Below are 16132 nucleotides of genomic sequence, written 5' to 3' on the forward strand. Positions count from 1 at the left end.
GATCAGGCCTGGGTGAAGACGAGCGACACGTTGTGCCCGCCGAACCCGAACGAGTTGTTCACCGCGGCGCTCAGCTCGATCTTGCGCGGCTCGCCGGTCACGACCTCCAGCTGCACCCTCGGGTCCTGGTCGTCCAGGTTCAGCGTCGGCGGCACGATGCCGTCGCGGACCGACAGCAGCGTGGTGATCGCCTCCACCGCGCCCGAGGCGCCGAGCAGGTGGCCGTGGTTGCCCTTGGGCGCGGTCAGCACCGGGTGGTCGCCGATCGCGCGGCGCACGGCCTGCGGCTCGATCACGTCGCCCACCGGGGTGGACGTCGCGTGGCAGTTGACGTGGCCGACGTCGGCCGGGTCGACGTCCGCGGAGCGGAGCGCCTTCGTGATGGCCCGGGACTGACCGATGCCCTCCGGGTCGGCCGCGGTGATGTGGTAGCCGTCGGAGGTGGTGCCGATGCCCGCGAGCTTGCCGTAGATCCGGGCGCCGCGGGCGCGGGCGAAGTCCTCGCGCTCCAGCACCATGATCCCGGCGCCCTCGCCGAGCACGAACCCGTCCCGGTTGACGTCGAACGGGCGCGACGCGCGTTCCGGGTCGTCGTTGCGGGTGCTCATGGTCCGGGCCTGGATGAAGCCCGCCATGGTGATGGTGGTGATGCACGCCTCCGCGCCACCGGCCACGACCACGTCCGCCTCGCCGGTCTTGAGCATCCGCCACGCCCAGGCCAGCGCCTCGGCGCCGGACGCGCAGGCCGACACCGGCGCGTGCACGCCCGCGCGCGCCTTGAGGGCGAGGCCGACGTGCGCGGCCGGGCCGTTGGGCATGAGCATCGGCACGGTCAGCGGCGAGACCTTGCGCAGGCCGGACGCCTCGATCAGGTCGTCCTGGTCCAGCAGCGTCATCGCGCCGCCGATGCCGGTGCCGATCACGACACCCAGCCGCTCCAGGTCGACCTCGTCCTCGCCGAGCCCCGAGTCCGCCCACGCCTGGCGGGCGGCGACCACCGCGACCTGCTCGCAGCGGTCCAGCCGGCGCGCCTCGACGCGCGGCAGCACCTCGGTCGGCTCGACCGCGAGCTGCGCGGCGATCCGCACGGGCAGCTCGAACCGCTCCGCGAAGCCACCGATCAGCGGCTTCACACCGCTGCGGCCGGCCAGGAGCGCATCCCAGGTGGAGGCGACATCGCCACCGAGCGGGGTGGTGGCACCCAGCCCGGTGACGACGACGTCGTTGCTACTGGTCATGCGTTGCTGGCGATGTAGTTGACCGCATCGCCCACGGTCTTGAGGTTGGCCAGCTCGTCGTCCGGGATCTTCACGCCGAACTTGTCCTCGGCCTGCACGGCGATCTCCACCATGGACAGCGAGTCGATGTCCAGGTCGTCCACAAAGGACTTGTCAGCCGTCACGTCGGCCGCCTCGACACCGGCGACCTCCTCGACGATCTCGGCGAGCCCCTTCTGGATGTCCTCGTTGCTCACTGAAAATCCCTTCCTTCGTGCTTCGCCGGCTGGTTGGTCCCACCGGAGTCTCGATTTGCGGTCACGGCAGCCGGACGACCTGTCCCGCGTAGGACAGGCCCGCTCCGAAGCCGACGAGCAGCGCCACGTCACCGCTGCGCACCTCTCCCGCCGCGCGCATGTGGTCCAGCGCGAGGGGGATCGAAGCGGACGAGGTGTTGCCGGAGTCCACGATGTCACGCGCGATCACGAGGTCTTCACGCGCACCCTTGGCGTGCAACCGCTTCGCGATGGCCTCGACGATGCGCAGGTTCGCCTGGTGCGGCACGAAGACGTCCACATCGGACACCTGCAGGCCGGCCAGCTCGATCGCCTTGAGCGCGATCGGCGCGATCTGCGTGGTCGCCCAGCGGAAGACCGACTGGCCCTCCTGGAAGATGAACGACGCCCGGTCCTTGATGTGGATCATGTCGACGAGGTCGCCCGCGCTGCCCCACGACACCGGGCCGATGGCCGGGTCCTCGGACGGACCCACGACCGCCGCGCCCGCGCCGTCGGCGAAGATGATCGCGGTGGACCGGTCGCCGGGGTCGACCCAGTCGGTCAGCTTCTCCGCGCCGATGACCAGCACGTGCTTCGCCGTGCCCGCCCGGACCAGGTCCGACGCGGTGCCCAGGGCGTAGCAGAAGCCCGCGCACGCGGCGTTCAGGTCGAACGCGGGCGCGCCCGCGATCCCGATCCGGTCGGCGACCTGCGCCGCCGCGTTGGGGATCTGGGACGGCATGGTGCAGGTGGCCACGATGACCGCGCCGATGTCCGACGGCGTCAACCCGGCGTCGGCCACGGCCTTGACGCCCGCCTCGACCGCCATGTCGACCAGCAGCTCGTCCGGCTTGGCCACGCGGCGGTTGGCGATGCCGACCCGGTCGCGGATCCACTCGTCCGAGGTGTCCATCCGCAGGCTCAGGTCGTGGTTGCTGACGATGGTCTCGGGCTGGTAGCTGCCCAGGCCCAGGATGCGGGTGCCGACCGAGCCGGTCGGCATGGAGAAGGTGGTCACTCGGCCACCTCCGACGGTGTCGCCGTGATCATCTCGACGACCTGGTCGAGCTGGTCGGGGGTCTTGAGGCCCAAGGTGGGTGTGCCCTTCAGTTCGCGCTTGGCCAGGCCGGTCAGCGCGCCCGCGGGCGGCAGTTCGACCACCGCGGTCACGCCGTGCCCGGCCAGGGTTGCCTGGCAGGCGTCCCACCGCACGGGGCGGGTCACCTGGGAGATCAGTCGGCTCAGCACCTCGTCGCCGGCGGACACGACCGCGCCGTCGGCGTTGGACAGCAGCGGCAGCGCGGCGTCCTTCACCACGATCCCGGCGGCACGGGCGCGCAACGCCTCCTCGGCGGGCGCCATGAACCGGGTGTGGAACGCGCCCGCGACCTTCAGCGTGCGGATCTTCGCCCGGCCGGGCGGCTGCTCCACGAGCGCGGCCAGCGCGTCCAGCGGGCCCGCGGCCACGATCTGGCCCGCGCCGTTGCGGTTCGCGCCGACCAGGCCGAGCTCGTCGAGCCGGGCCAGCACCTCGTCCTCCTCGCCACCGAGCACCGCGGCCATGCCGGTCGGCGTCAACGCGCAGGCGGCGGCCATCTCGGCGCCGCGCACCGCGGCGAGCGCCACGGCGTCGTCGGTGCTCAGCACGCCCGCGATGGCGGCGGCGGCCAGCTCGCCGACCGAGTGGCCGCCGACGATGGTGTCGGCGGGCAGTTCGACCCGGCGGCGCAGCTCCTCGTAGGCCAGCAGGGCGAGCGCGACCACCAGCGGCTGGGTGACGGCGGTGTCCTTGATCTCGTCCGCGTCCGCCGTGGTGCCCAGCCGGGCCAGGTCCAGACCGGTTGCCTCGGACCACGCGGCAACGCGCTCGGCGGCACCCTCGACCTCGAGCCAGGGTGCGAGCATGCCGGGTGTCTGGGACCCCTGTCCGGGGGCGAGGAGCGCGATCACCCGCTCACTGAACACGCTCGGGGCGCTTTCCGGTGATGTCGCCACTGACGAAACCGGAGACCGTGGCTTGTAGGGTCTCTACAAATGTGACTCGTAGATGAACGTAGAACGACGTCGCGTGTTGTCGATCCCGGCCCAAACGCCAGATGCGTCGTCCGTCACACTCGGACGGGGGTCGTCCGCATGGGTCACCAAAGACCGCGGGCACGGGCCAGTCGTCCCACGGCGAGCGCGACCCGCAGCACCAGGGCGTCACGGGGGTCGTTCGCGTTGCGCCCGGTCAGCTCGGTGGCCCGCTTGAGCCGGTAGCGCACCGTGTTCGGGTGCACGAACAGCTTCCGCGCGCACGCCTCCAGCACGCCGCCCACCTCGAGGAACGCGTCCACGGTCTCCAGCAGCGAGCCGCTCGCCTCCTCCAGCGGCCTGGCCACCCGGTCGACCAGCTGCCACTCGGCCTCCGGGTCGCCCGCCAGCGCCCGCTCCGGCAGCAGGTCGAGCGACCGCACCGGCCGTGGCGCGGCGGGCCACCCCACGACGGCCCGCAGCCCGGACAGCGCGTCGCCCGCGCTGCGGTGGGCGTCGGCCAGGCTCGTCACGGTCGGGCCGGCCACCACCGGGCCCGGCCCGAACGCCTCCGACATCCGCACCAGCGACTCGCTGCGCTCCGTCTCGCCGCCGACCACCACGACCAGCCGCGAGCCCTGCACGCTCAGCAGCACCGGCCGCCCGACCCGGGCCGCCCGGCTGCGCACCTCGAACACCACCGCCGGCGGGTCGTCCGACGGCGGGTTGCCCACCAGCACGGTCGCCTCGGCGGCCGGGTCCCAGCCGAGCGCGGTGGCCCGCGACAGCAACGACTCCTCCGCGTCGCCACGCACGATGCCGTCCACGACCAGCGCCTCCAGCCGGGCGTCCCACGCGCCGCGCGCCTCGGCCGCCGCCGCGTACGACGTGGCCGCGGAGAACGCGATCTCCCGCCCGTACCGCAGCACGCCCTCGGTGAGCAACGCGCGCTCGGCTTCGTTCTCGGCCAGCTTGGGCAGCAGCTCCTCGAACAGCCCCAGCGCGATCCGCACCAGCTCCACGGTCTGCCGCAGGCTCACCCACCGCGAGATGTCCTTGGGCGCGGAGCGGAACGCCTCGGCGGTCAGCCGGATCGCCTGCTGCGGGTCGTGCAGCCAGGACACGAACCCTGCGACCCCGTTCTGGATCAGCAGCAGCACGCCCGCCCGCTGGTCGGCGGGCATCCGCCGGAACCAGGGCAGGCGCTCCTCCATCTCGGCCACGCTCGCCGCGGCCAGGTCGCCCGACGCCCGTTGCAGCGTTCGCAAGGTGGCCCGCGACAACGAGGTTGAGCTGGTCATACCCCTCACGATCGCACGGGTGCGCACAACGCCACCAACGAGTGACACGCCCTGACGCTCCGCGCCGATCCCCTTACCGTCGGTGGCGTTCTGACCGGCTCGCCTGGGAGGGTCTCGTGCGCAGGTACATGTCAGTCGGCCTGGTGGTCGCCGCCGTGCTGGCGACGGCGGTCGTGCCGTCGTTCGGAACGGAGCGCGGCGATCCGCTGGCCGAGTTCCACGCCCAGCAGCTCACCTGGTCGGCCTGCAAGCAGCAGCTGGAGTGCGCCGAACTGGTGCTGCCGCTGGACTACGCACGACCGGGCGCCGAGCGGATATCGCTGGTCATCAGCCGCAAGAAGGCCCTGGAGCCCGCTCGCAGGCGCGGCGTCCTCGTGCTCAACCCGGGCGGTCCGGGCGGCTCGGGCCTGGGCATGCCGTCGTTCCTGGCCGGCAGCGAGCTGGCGAAGGTGTACGACCTGATCGGGTTCGACCCGCGCGGCGTCGGCGGGTCGACCGCGCTGAACTGCCGCACGGTCCCGGAACTGGCCACCATCGACACCCGACCGGCTGATTCCGAGTTCCCGAAGTGGGCCGCCGAGGCGCAGGCCGCCGAGGACGCCTGCCACCGCTCCGCCGGCGGCATCCGGCCGTTCGTCAACACCGCCAACACCGCGCGCGACCTCGACGTGGTGCGGGCCGTGCTGCGCGAGGAGAAGATCAACTACCTGGGCTACTCCTACGGCACCTACCTGGGCGCGGTGTACGGCACGCTGTTCCCGGCGCGCCTGGACCGCAGCGTGCTGGACTCGGCCGTGCACCCGGAGTGGGTCTGGCGCGAGCAGTTCCGGGCGCAGGCGGTGGCGTACCGGCGCAACGTCGAGGCGTGGTCGGCCTGGGTCGCCGAGCACCACGCCCGGTTCGCCCTCGGCGCGACCGCCGAAGAGGTGGTGGGCACCGTCGAGGCGGTCGCGACGACCCTCGCCCAAGCCCCGGTCGGCGAGCAGGACCGCACCCGCTTCGACGCGGCCGTCGGCGTCGGCGCGCGCTACCGTCCACTGTGGTCCGAGCTCGCCGTGCTGGTGGCCGGGCTCAAGGCGGGCTCGTCGTCCGAGTCCGGCGCGCTGATGGCCGGCGAGGCGCGCGAGGAGCTGGTCTCCGGCGTGTTCCACACGGTGACGTGCGAGGTCGACTGGCCGACCGACCTCGAGACGTACTACGAGGACATGAGGGTCTTCCGCGACCGCTACCCGTACGGCTTCGGCGTCCTGCGCGCGGCGCCGACCACGTGCGCCTTCCGCAGCTTCACGCCGCCGGAGCCCCCCGTGACCCTCAAGCGCGAGGGTTACCCCGTCGGGGTGATCGTGCAGGCGGAGGGCGACACCCAGACCCAGTACGAGAGCGGACCGGCCATGGCGGAACGCCTCGGGCACAACCTGGTCACCGTGCGGGACGAGGGCAAGCACGGCGTCTACGGCAGCGGCAACGCGTGCGTGGACCGGGCCGTCAACCGGTACCTCATCGACGGCGTGCTGCCGCCGAGCAGCTCCAACTGCCCCGGCGACCCGCGGCCGGACGTGAACCAGGCGACCTCGGCGGCGCACGTGCAGGCCTACCTCGCCGGCCGCGGCCTGTCCGCCCTGTTCTGAATCGAGACCGCCACCCAGGCGAGCACGAGACGCGAAAACGCCCGGCGCGAGAACCTCCGCGCCGGGCGTTTCCCTCTCCCCGGTCCCCACCGGTGATTCCACTCTGGACTGCCGACGCGAGAACCGCCACGTCAGTCACCCTTTCGTGCCACCACTTCAGGTTGCCGGGTGATGCGGGCTGAGAAACGATCTCGACCACAAGCGAAAGCGAAGGAGGGTCGTCGTGGGTACCCAGATCACCGAAGGACTCGGGCAGGCGTGGACGATGGTGGCCACGTTCGTGCCGAAACTCCTCGGCTTCCTGGTCGTGCTGTTCATCGGGTGGCTGATCGCCAAGGCGCTGTCCAAGGCGGTCGGGTTCCTGCTCAAGCGGGTCGGCTTCGACCGGCTCGTGGAGCGGTCCGGCCTCGGCGGCGCGATGTCGAAGTCCCCGATCGACGCCTCCAACCTGATCGTCAAGCTGGTCTACTACTTCGTGCTGCTGATCGCCCTGCAGCTCGCGTTCGGCGTGTTCGGCACCGGCAACGCGGTGAGCGCCCTCCTCAACGACGTCATCGCGTACCTGCCGCGCATCGTGGTGGCCATCGTCCTGGTGCTCGTCGCCGCCGCGATCGGCAAGGCCCTCAAGGGCCTGGTGACCGGCGCGCTGGGCGGCCGCCCGTACGCGCGGATCCTGGGCAACATCACGTACGGCTTCATCGTCGCGCTCGGTGTCATCGCCGCGCTCAACCAGCTCGGCATCGCCGTCGCGGTCACCATGCCGGTCCTCATCACGGTGCTGGCCACGGTCGGCGGCGTGATCGTGATCGGCGTCGGCGGCGGCCTGATCCGCCCGATGCAGCAGCGCTGGGAGGGCTGGCTCAACCGCATCCAGGAGGAGTCGGCGCACATCACGCCCGCCCCGCGTCGCGCGGAGGACTCGGCGACGGCTCGCGCGCAGGAGCCCGTGACCGCCGCGGCCCGCCCGGCCAGGCAGGGCCCGGTGGACCCGCCGACCCCGCCCGCCGGCATGCAGATGCCGCCCCGCCCCGAAGGGCGCTGACACCCCCGAGAACGCCGACAGGCCGCCACCCGGTAGCACGGGCGGCGGCCTGTCGGCGTTCTCGGTCAGTCCAGCTCGTCGAGCACGTCCTCCCAGCTCACGTACGCGAAGCCGGTGGTCGGCAGGTCGCCCGCGGTCGGGGTGCGCTCGCCGTCGTGCACGACGAGCAGCCCTTCCGGGTAGGCGGGCCCGAGGTCGGCGGTCACCAGGTGCGCGCCGTCGGAGTGCTCGACCGAGTCGTTGCCCCGGCCCGCGCCGACGACGAACTCGCCGACGTAGGAGTTGCGGCCGGTCCGCTCGTAGGCCACGAACCGCGAGTCGCCCTGGCTGGACGCGATGAGGTAGTCGTCGCCGACGGTGAGCCCCTCGGCGTCGGCGGTCAGGTGCCGGCCGCCGAAGCCGGGGTCGGCGCCGGAGACGGAGCACTCCTCGGTCTCCGGGTCGTAGGTCTGCGGTACCCCGAACGAGCGAACCTTGTCGATCAGCGCGGGCGTGCCGAAACCGGTCGCCCGCAGCGGCACGCGCCAGATGCCGACGTCCTCCTGCGCCGCGTACAGCACGCCGTGCTCGGAGTCGACCACCATGCCCTCCAACTGGGGGCCCTCACCCGGCTCGCCGCACGGCGTCCAGGTCGTGCCGTCGGGCAGCGGGAACGACGACGGCAGGTCCAGCGCCGCCACCACCGCCGTGCCGACCGAACCGCCCGGGCCCGCCGTCACGCGCAGCAACGCGACCCTGGTCTCGTTGCGCCGGTTCGTCACGACGACCGGCGTGCGGCCGACGAACCCGGCCGCCAGGCCGTAGGCGGTGCGCTGGTCGTCCACTTCCTCCTCCGACGAGGAGAACACCGGCCGCGCGCCCGGGTCGGTCACGTCCCGCACCACCGCGGCACCCGCCGCCGCGCCGCGACCGTCGATCTCGTAGACCCGGATCCGGTCCCGGCCGCGGTCGCTGACGAACGCCAGGTCCCGGGAACGCCCGCCGACCGGCACCCGCCCGAGCACGTCGACGTTGTTGAACCGGCCGGGCTTGGCCTCCGGCGTCGGCGGCAGCGGCGCCGGGTAGGTGCCGAGGGTCCGACCGGCCAGGTCGAACGCGGCCAGCCCGCCCTCCTTCAACGTGCCCAGCACGACGCTCTGCCGGGCCGAGCGCGGGTGCACCCAGATCGCCGGGTCGTCGGCGTCGGCGTTGGCCGGCAGCCCGGACGCGTCGTCGACGAACGCGCGGGTCTGCGCGACCGGCACCACCACGTCCGGCCCGGGTGAAGAGGCGATGAGCAGCGGCACCACCGCGGCCATGAGCAGGATTCGCATTCGGCGGAAGCTACCGGCCGCCGGTGTACCGGCGCTGAAGTCGAGATGACCACGAGTGGGTGCGTTCTCGGATCGTGCGCACTGTGCCGTCGATCACCCCAGGAACAGTTCCGGGCGAGATGATGTTCCGACGCAATGAGAGACACGCGCTCCGGGGCTCGGTGGAAATCCGAACCGGCGGTGACAGCCCGCGACCCGCCCACCAGGGCGGTTGATCCGGTGGAATTCCGGGGCCGACGGTGAAAGTCCGGATGGGAGGCGCGCGTGTGCCGTCGGCCTGCCATGCCCCGGGGACGCCTGTCGGGGATGGAGGACGCGGTGCACGTCTTGATGGAGCAGGGCTTCACGGTGTTCGGGCAGAAGGTGTCCTGGGCCGAGTTCATCGGCCAGGTCTTCGCCCTGGTCGTGGTGTACCTGGCGCAGAAGCGCTCGCTGTGGACCTGGCCCGTGCAGCTGGTCTCGGTCGCGCTGCTGTTCGTGGTCTACGTGTCCGCGCAGCTCGGTGGCACGGCCGCGCGCCAGGTGGTGATCGCGCTGATCACGCTCTACGGCTGGTGGGCGTGGACGCGCCGGCGCGACCCGGTGTTCGGCGTGGTGGTCCGCAAGGGCACCGCGCGGGAACGCCTCGCCGTGGCGGCGGCCTTCGTCCTCGGCACGGTCGCGTTCGCGCTGCTGCTGGACGCGCTGGACGCCTCGTGGGCGCCGTGGCCGGACGCCGCGATCTTCGTCGGGACCGTGCTCGCCTTCACCCTCCAGGGCCTCGGCCTGGTCGAGTTCTGGCTGGTGTGGCTGGTGGTGGACGCGATCGGCGTGCCGTTGCAGATCCAGTCCGGGCTGTGGTTCAGCGCGCTCGTCTACACGGTCTTCGCCGTCCTGGTGATCCGCGGCTGGATCGACTGGAACCGCGCCGCGAAGCAGACCACCAGGCGCGTCGCCGCCGCCGCCTAACGGCCCTCGGCGGCCCTGGCGAGGTCGTCCGCGAGCTGGTCCAGCGACTGGTCGACCGAGTCCGGGTTGTCCAGCACGTGGTGCAGGCTCTCCTGCATCACGCCGGTCAGCTCGTCGTAGTGCGGCGACGGGCGTCGGATCCGGGCGCCGAGCAGGCTGTCCCGCAGCTCGCGCGGCACCAGGTCCGGCTCCTCGTACAGCGCGCGGGAGGTGGGCGCCCACCCGGCGAGCCTGCTCATGCGCCGCTGGTTGTCGTCGCGGGTGATGAACTTGATGAACTCGCGGGCGGTCTTCTGGTTCGCCGAGCACCGCGACACGGCCAGGTTCCACCCGCCCAGCGCGCTGGGCCACGGCAGCGCCACCTTGCCCCACTTGTCGCGCACCTCCGACTCGTCGCCGTCCAGCACCGGCCCGGCGAACGGCCAGTTGCGCATGAACAGCGCCCGACCGGACTGGAACGCCTCCAGCGAGGCCAGCTCGTCGTAGTCGCGGGCTTCGCGCGGGATCCAGCCCTGCGCGAAGCCGTCGGCGACGGCACGCACGCCCGCCTTCGTCTCGGCGGCGTCCAGGCGCTCCAGGTCGCCGCCGTGCGCCCAGACCGCCTCGGCCATGTTCACGACCAGGCCCTCGTAGCGCCCGAACTGGCCGACGAAGCCGTCCAGGTCGTGGTGCGGCGCGATCTCGCTCGCCTGCCGCCGCAGCTCCTGCCACGAGGTCGGCGGGTCCACCCGTTCCTCCGCGAGCACGTCCTTGCGGTAGTAGAGCAACCCGGCGTCGCTGCGCCACGGGATCGCCCAGAGCTCGCCCCCGTCCGGCGACCTCGCCGCGTTCACCGACTCCGGCAGCATCCGGCCCACGTCGAACTCGGCCGGGTCCAGCGGCTCCAAGTGCCCCGCCGCGGCGAACGGCGCCGTCCACACCGTGTCCACGGCCATCACGTCGTAGCACTCCGGGCTGCCGCGCACGCCCTTCAGGTCCTGCGACCGCGCGGTCAGCTGGGCCCGGTGCGCGTCGGTGGACGTCGGCATCTCCACGAACTCCACCTGCTCGCGCCTGCTGGCCCGCTCGTTCCAGCGGTCGACCAGCTCGTGCACCTGCCGGTCCGCGGTGGTGTCGCGGCCGTCCACGAACGTGATCGGCCCGACGCCGTCCGCCGCGTCGTCCCGGACCGGGGTCGTGCAGGCCGCCAGGAGCGCCAGGAGCGCCACCAGCGACAGCGGGACACGGATCAAGGTCACCCTCCCCACGCAGCGCGCGCTATGGCGTCCAGGGCGTCTTCCTGGCGCTGAGTGGCCCCGGAGCCGTTCCGGTCGAAGATCCCCTGGCACTGCCCTCCGTGGGCCAGCGCGGCCTCGTAGAGAGGCGCTGAGGCCGCGCACGCGCCCTCCGTGAACCCGACGGCCACCACCCGGACGGGACCGCCGGCGGTCTTGGGGATCGACGGGACCTGCGTCGCCGACACCAGCACCACGACGTGCGCGTGCTGCGCGGCGCCCGCTTCGAACACGCCCTCCGTCAACGGCAGCGTCACCACCCGGTCACGCGGACCGACCAACGTCCGGACCCGGGACGCGAACAGGTCCGCCGCCGCCGAGCCGTCACCGGCCACCCCGATCACCCGCGGCCTGCTCGCCGCCTCCCACGCCTCCCGGACCTCCCTCGGGTCGAGCTGGGGTGACAGCGCCTGCGGTCGGTCCGGCCGCACGCCCGAACCCGGTCGCGCGATCACGTTCCAGGCCAGGTCGCGGAACCCCGCGCGCTTGAACTGGTCCTGCGCGGAGGGGGACCGCAGGTGCTCCAGCAGCCGCTGCACGATCCGCTGCCGCCGCGGGTTCGGCCGTTGCGGCCGGGCGACCTCCACGAACGGGTGGTCCAGCACCAGCGCGCCGTCGCGGGGGTAGAGCACCCGGCAGCCCTCGGTGCGCGCCACCGCCTGCTCCGACCCGACCAGCGCCACGTCGCCCGCGCACGGCGCGTCGGTGCTCGTGCGCCGGGTGATGTCGTGCAGCACCCGCGCCGCGCGGTGCGAGTCCAGGTCCGGGCCGAGCTCCGCCTGCGCCAACGCGGACGCCGCCAGGAGGCCGACGCCCGAGGTCGTGTCCACCGCCGCGGGCCGCGCCACGTGCCGCCACTCGAACTCGTCGTCCGGCGCGATCTGCCCGGCCAGCTCCTCCGACGCGCCCAGCACCACCGGCGACAGCGCCACCCCTGCCCGGACGTGCAGCTCCACGTCCGAGCGCCGGCTCAGGGCGTCCTCGATCGCCCGCACCTCGGCGGTGCTGTCCGGCAGCCACACGTGCGGCTCGGGGCCCTCCGCCGTCAGGTCGCCCGGCTGCCAGCCGCGTCCCAGCGCCTCGGCCGCGCCCTGGTCGGACGACTTGCCCGTGAACACCAGGACGTTGAACTCCTTGCAGCCCGCGGAGTCGTTCTCCAGCTCCAGCGCGAGCGAGCGGACCACCGCCTCCTTCTCGGCCGACACCAGCACGTTCAACTGGACCGGGGGAGGGCAGGGCGGCACGACGGGCGGCCGCGCGCCGAAGGCGTCCACCGCGCCCGCCCCGACCAGCAGCACGGTCAGCCCGAGCCGAGCCCACGGCGGCTTGGGGCGTCGGCGCGGCGCCTTCTTCGGCTTCGGCGCGGGGGCGGGCGCGGCGCGGTCCGGCACGTGCAGCCACGCGCGCCCGTGGACCTCCTTGACGTCCACGCTCACGCGGCGGAACGACTCCGGGTCCAGCGCCGGGTCGGGCCGCACCACGTCGTCGTAGAACCGGTCGGAGACGATCAGCGCGAACACCGCGGTCGAGCCGTCCAGCGCCTCCCGCAGCGGCTTGGAGTCGAGCAGCCGGAACGCCAGCGTCACCTCGTCGCCGACCACGCCGTGCTCGTCGTGCTGCACCTCGCCCGCCGTGATCGCCATCCGCAGCCGCATGCGGGCGTCCTCGTTGCGGGTCGCGTTGTACCGGCGCAGCTCGCCGAGCAACGCGTGCGGCACGCCGTCCACCACCCGGCTCTTGGGCACGTCGGGCGGCACGAGCACGAACACGCCGTCGCCGCGGTCCTCGTGGTGGGTCGCCGACCAGTCCAGCCCGTTGTCGTCGAACGCCGCCTCCAGCGCCGCGTACAGCCCGCGCCTGATCTCCTCCTGCGGCACGCGCAACCGCCGACCGAACGCGGACACGTCGACGACCACGACCGTGCGGTGCAACGCGTGCTGCGGCTGCGTCCCCACCCCGACCCCTCGTTGGAACGCCGGATTGTGGGGGCAAGTCTATGGGGCGGATCACATCCCGCAGCGGCAAAGCGGATAGTTCCGCTGGTCGGCCGCACTACTGCGGACACGCCTCGGGGGCGGCCGCGTCACCACGCGTGCCGCCCCCGAGGGTGACGATCAGGCCAGACCGGCGTCCGACGTGGACGGGCCCGCCGCGCTCACGTCGTCGATCTTGTACTTCCGGGCCGCCTGCACGACCAGCGACTGCTGGATCTCGCCGCGCTTGGCCAACGCCGCCAGCGTGGCCACCACGATCGACTCCGTGTCGACCAGGAAGTGCCGCCGCGCCGCCGGCCGGGTGTCGGAGAAGCCGAACCCGTCGGTGCCCAGCGTGGTCATGTCGGTCGGCACGTACGGCCGGATCAGGTCCGGCACCGCGCTCATCCAGTCCGACACCGCCACCACGGGACCCGCCGCGTCCGCCAGCGCCTGCGTGACGTACGGCACGCGGGGCTCCTGGTCGGGGTGCAGCAGGTTGTGCCGGTCGACCTCGACCGCCTCGCGCCGCAGCTCCGAGTACGACGTCGCCGACCACACGTCGGCCTGCACGCCCCACTCGTCGGCGAGCACCTGCTGCGCCTTGACCGCCCACGGCATGGCCACGCCCGAGGCCAGCAGCTGGGCCCGCGGCCCGGCCTGCGCCGGCGCCACCTGGTACCGGTACAGGCCCTTGAGCAGGCCGTCCACGTCCAGGCCCTCGGGCTCGGCCGGCTGCTGGTACGGCTCGTTGTAGACGGTCATGTAGTAGAAGATGTTCTCGGCGTTCTCGCCGTACATCCGCCGCAGGCCGTCCTTGACGATGTGCGCCACCTCGAACGACCACGCCGGGTCGTACGCCACCACGGCCGGGTTGGTGTGCGCCAGCAGCAACGAGTGCCCGTCGGCGTGCTGGAGCCCCTCGCCGGTCAGCGTGGTGCGACCGGCCGTGGCGCCGAGCACGAAACCGCGCGCCATCTGGTCCGCCGCCGCCCACAGGCCGTCACCGGTCCGCTGGAACCCGAACATCGAGTAGAAGATGTAGATCGGGATCATCGGCTCGCCGTGCGTGGCGTAGGACGTGCCCGCCGCGGTGAACGACGAGGTCGAACCGGCCTCGTTGATGCCCTCGTGCAGGATCTGGCCCTGCTCGCTCTCCTTGTACGCCAGCATCAGCTGGGCGTCCACGGAGGTGTACATCTGCCCGTTCGGGTTGTAGATCTTCTGAGCCGGGAACATCGAGTCCATGCCGAACGTGCGCGCCTCGTCCGGGATGATCGGCACGATCCGGCCGCCGATCTCCGGGTCCTTGGCCAGGTCGCGGACCAGCCGGACGAACGCCATCGTGGTGGCGACCTCCTGCTTGCCCGAGCCCCGCTTGATCACGTCGTAGACCTTGTCGCCCGGCAGCACCAGCGCCTTGGACTTGGTCCGCCGCTCCGGCACGAACCCGCCGAGCTGCTTGCGCCGCTCCAGCAGGTACTGGATCTCCGGGGAGTCCTTGCCGGGGTGGTAGTACGGCGGCAGGTACGGGTCCAGGTCCTTGTCCTCGATCGGGATGCGCAGGCTGTCCCGGAAGAGCTTCAGGTCCTCGTGGGTCATCTTCTTCATCTGGTGCGTGGCGTTGCGCGCCGCGAAGTGCGGGCCCAGGCCGTAGCCCTTGATGGTCTTGGCGAGGATGACCGTCGGCTGGCCGTGGTGCTCCACCGCCGCCTTGTACGCCGCGTAGACCTTGCGGTAGTCGTGCCCGCCGCGCTTGAGGTTCCACACCTCGTCGTCGGACATCGGCGCGACCAGCTCCTTCGTGCGCGGGTCGCGCCCGAAGAAGTGCTCCTTGACGTAGGCGCCGTCGTTGGCCTTGTACGTCTGGTAGTCGCCGTCCGGCGTGGTGTTCATCAGGTTGACCAGCGCGCCGTCGCGGTCGGCGTGCAGCAGCGAGTCCCACTCGCGGCCCCAGATGACCTTGATGACGTTCCAGCCCGCGCCGCGGAAGAACGCCTCCAGCTCCTGGATGATCTTGCCGTTGCCGCGGACCGGGCCGTCGAGGCGCTGCAGGTTGCAGTTCACCACGAAGGTCAGGTTGTCCAGCTGCTCGTTCGCCGCGACCTGCAGCAGGCCGCGCGACTCCGGCTCGTCCATCTCGCCGTCGCCGAGGAACGCCCACACGTGCTGGTCGGACGTGTCCTTGATACCGCGGTCGCGCAGGTAGCGGTTGAACCGCGCCTGGTAGATCGCGTTCATCGGGCCGAGGCCCATGGACACGGTGGGGAACTCCCAGAAGTCCGGCATCAGCCGCGGGTGCGGGTACGACGGCAGGCCGCCGCCCGGTCCCGCGTGCGAGAACTCCTGGCGGAAGCCGTCGAGCTGCTCGGCGGACAGCCGGCCCTCGAGGAACGCGCGGGCGTACACGCCGGGAGAGGCGTGGCCCTGCACGAACACGTGGTCACCGCCGCCGGGGTGGTCCTTGCCCCGGAAGAAGTGGTTGAAGCCGACCTCGTAGAGGCTGGCCGACGACGCGTAGGTCGAGATGTGACCGCCGACGCCGACGCCGGGGCGCTGCGCGCGGTGCACGGTCATCGCCGCGTTCCACCGGATCCAGGCCCGGTAGCGGCGCTCCACCTCCTCGTCGCCGGGGAACCACGGCTCGCGCTCGGTGGGAATGGTGTTCACGTAATCCGTGCTGGTCAGCGACGGGACGCCGACGTGGCTCTCCCTGGCCCGCTCGAGCAGCCGCAGCATCAGGTAGCGGGCGCGCTGCTGCCCGCCGCCCTTGAGCGCGGCGTCGAACGACTCCAGCCACTCCGCGGTCTCCTCCGGGTCGATGTCGGGGAGGTGGGCGGCCAGACCGTCACGGATGACGCGTACCCGCTCGGGGGGGTTCTGCGGGGCCAAGGGATCTCCTCGTTCCGGGGTCTTCTCAACTCCATCGTCGCCCGACAGTCACGGTCCCGTCACCTCTACCGGTGAGTAACTCTGGATCGTTTCTCTCGCGCGCGCGAATAGGAGGTGTGCAGAGCCTGCCTCATGCCGTTCGGGCACCTCACTCGGGGGTACCCGATGCGGCGTGTCTTGGCCCTTACGGTTGCGCGTGGTGGGGCTGACAGTGTTCGCTAGCCGCGACTGGTAGTGACATCGCGGCAGTCGT

General features: G+C 72.3%; 12 protein-coding genes and 1 riboswitch. Of the genes, 3 read left to right on the plus strand and 9 right to left on the minus strand.

Translation table 11 applies throughout. The annotated features are described in order from the left end of the window. Nucleotides 1–2: 2 nt before the first annotated feature. The 5 genes from ABTZ99_RS26705 to ABTZ99_RS26725 form a co-directional block, all read right to left on the minus strand. Nucleotides 3–1238 carry a beta-ketoacyl-[acyl-carrier-protein] synthase family protein gene (locus ABTZ99_RS26705; protein WP_498773514.1) on the minus strand — a complete coding sequence of 412 codons (1236 nt, stop codon included), beginning with the start codon at nt 1236–1238 and terminating at the stop codon, nt 3–5. Continuing rightward, nucleotides 1235–1474 carry an acyl carrier protein gene (locus ABTZ99_RS26710; protein WP_053720023.1) on the minus strand — a complete coding sequence of 80 codons (240 nt, stop codon included), beginning with the start codon at nt 1472–1474 and terminating at the stop codon, nt 1235–1237. Before ABTZ99_RS26710 ends, ABTZ99_RS26705 begins: the two co-directional genes overlap by 4 nt. A 61-nt stretch (nt 1475–1535) precedes the next feature. Beyond that, nucleotides 1536–2498, minus strand: coding sequence for a beta-ketoacyl-ACP synthase III (locus ABTZ99_RS26715; protein WP_498774077.1), 963 nt, complete (start codon nt 2496–2498; stop codon nt 1536–1538). 11 nt (nt 2499–2509) lie between these two features. Beyond that, complete coding sequence (locus tag ABTZ99_RS26720; protein ID WP_498773517.1) at nt 2510–3460, minus strand: ACP S-malonyltransferase; 951 nt, start codon at nt 3458–3460, stop codon at nt 2510–2512. A 173-nt stretch (nt 3461–3633) separates the two neighbouring features. Continuing rightward, the gene (locus ABTZ99_RS26725) at nt 3634–4809 is read right to left on the minus strand and encodes a PucR family transcriptional regulator (protein WP_498773519.1); all 1176 of its coding nucleotides are present in this window, start codon (nt 4807–4809) and stop codon (nt 3634–3636) included. A gap of 116 nt (nt 4810–4925) precedes the next feature. On the opposite strand from ABTZ99_RS26725, the gene ABTZ99_RS26730 reads away from it, so the two are divergent. Together ABTZ99_RS26730 and ABTZ99_RS26735 are read left to right on the plus strand one after the other, a co-directional pair. Continuing rightward, nucleotides 4926–6437 carry an alpha/beta hydrolase gene (locus ABTZ99_RS26730; protein ID WP_498773521.1) on the plus strand — a complete coding sequence of 504 codons (1512 nt, stop codon included), beginning with the start codon at nt 4926–4928 and terminating at the stop codon, nt 6435–6437. Nucleotides 6438–6660: 223 nt separating this feature from the next. Continuing rightward, the gene (locus ABTZ99_RS26735) at nt 6661–7479 is read left to right on the plus strand and encodes a mechanosensitive ion channel family protein (protein ID WP_499614975.1); all 819 of its coding nucleotides are present in this window, start codon (nt 6661–6663) and stop codon (nt 7477–7479) included. Between the two features lie 65 nt (nt 7480–7544). On the opposite strand, the gene ABTZ99_RS26740 is transcribed toward ABTZ99_RS26735, so the two are convergent. Continuing rightward, nucleotides 7545–8792: a phytase gene (locus tag ABTZ99_RS26740; protein ID WP_498773525.1), complete on the minus strand. Its 1248-nt coding sequence runs from the start codon at nt 8790–8792 to the stop codon at nt 7545–7547. Nucleotides 8793–8935: 143 nt separating this feature from the next. Further along, nucleotides 8936–9059: riboswitch (FMN riboswitch) on the plus strand. A 51-nt stretch (nt 9060–9110) separates the two neighbouring features. Here ABTZ99_RS26740 and pnuC point away from each other — a divergent pair. Next, on the plus strand, nt 9111–9740 hold the full coding sequence (gene pnuC, locus ABTZ99_RS26745; protein WP_499614978.1) for a nicotinamide riboside transporter PnuC: 630 nt from the start codon (nt 9111–9113) through the stop codon (nt 9738–9740). On the opposite strand, the gene ABTZ99_RS26750 is transcribed toward pnuC, so the two are convergent. From ABTZ99_RS26750 to aceE, 3 genes are all read right to left on the minus strand, one after another. Further along, a complete protein-coding gene (locus ABTZ99_RS26750; protein WP_498773529.1) occupies nt 9737–10972 on the minus strand; it encodes an extracellular solute-binding protein in 1236 nt (411 codons plus the stop codon). The two genes, pnuC and ABTZ99_RS26750, sit on opposite strands and share 4 nt — an antisense overlap. A 2-nt stretch (nt 10973–10974) precedes the next feature. After that, nucleotides 10975–12969: a substrate-binding domain-containing protein gene (locus ABTZ99_RS26755; RefSeq protein ID WP_499614980.1), complete on the minus strand. Its 1995-nt coding sequence runs from the start codon at nt 12967–12969 to the stop codon at nt 10975–10977. Between the two features lie 159 nt (nt 12970–13128). Continuing rightward, nucleotides 13129–15879, minus strand: coding sequence for a pyruvate dehydrogenase (acetyl-transferring), homodimeric type (aceE, locus tag ABTZ99_RS26760; protein ID WP_498773533.1), 2751 nt, complete (start codon nt 15877–15879; stop codon nt 13129–13131). Nucleotides 15880–16132 lie beyond the last annotated feature (253 nt).

Source organism: Actinosynnema sp. NPDC002837, assembly GCF_040295345.1.
Taxonomy (GTDB): domain Bacteria; phylum Actinomycetota; class Actinomycetes; order Mycobacteriales; family Pseudonocardiaceae; genus Actinosynnema.

Excerpts from the sequence above, each read along its gene's own strand:
- ABTZ99_RS26705 (WP_498773514.1), bottom strand. The coding sequence starts at position 1,238 with ATGACCAGTAGCAACGACGTCGTCGTCACCGGGCTGGGTGCCACCACC.
- ABTZ99_RS26715 (WP_498774077.1), bottom strand. The coding sequence starts at position 2,498 with ATGCCGACCGGCTCGGTCGGCACCCGCATCCTGGGCCTGGGCAGCTAC.
- ABTZ99_RS26725 (WP_498773519.1), bottom strand. The coding sequence starts at position 4,809 with ATGACCAGCTCAACCTCGTTGTCGCGGGCCACCTTGCGAACGCTGCAA.
- ABTZ99_RS26740 (WP_498773525.1), bottom strand. The coding sequence starts at position 8,792 with ATGCGAATCCTGCTCATGGCCGCGGTGGTGCCGCTGCTCATCGCCTCT.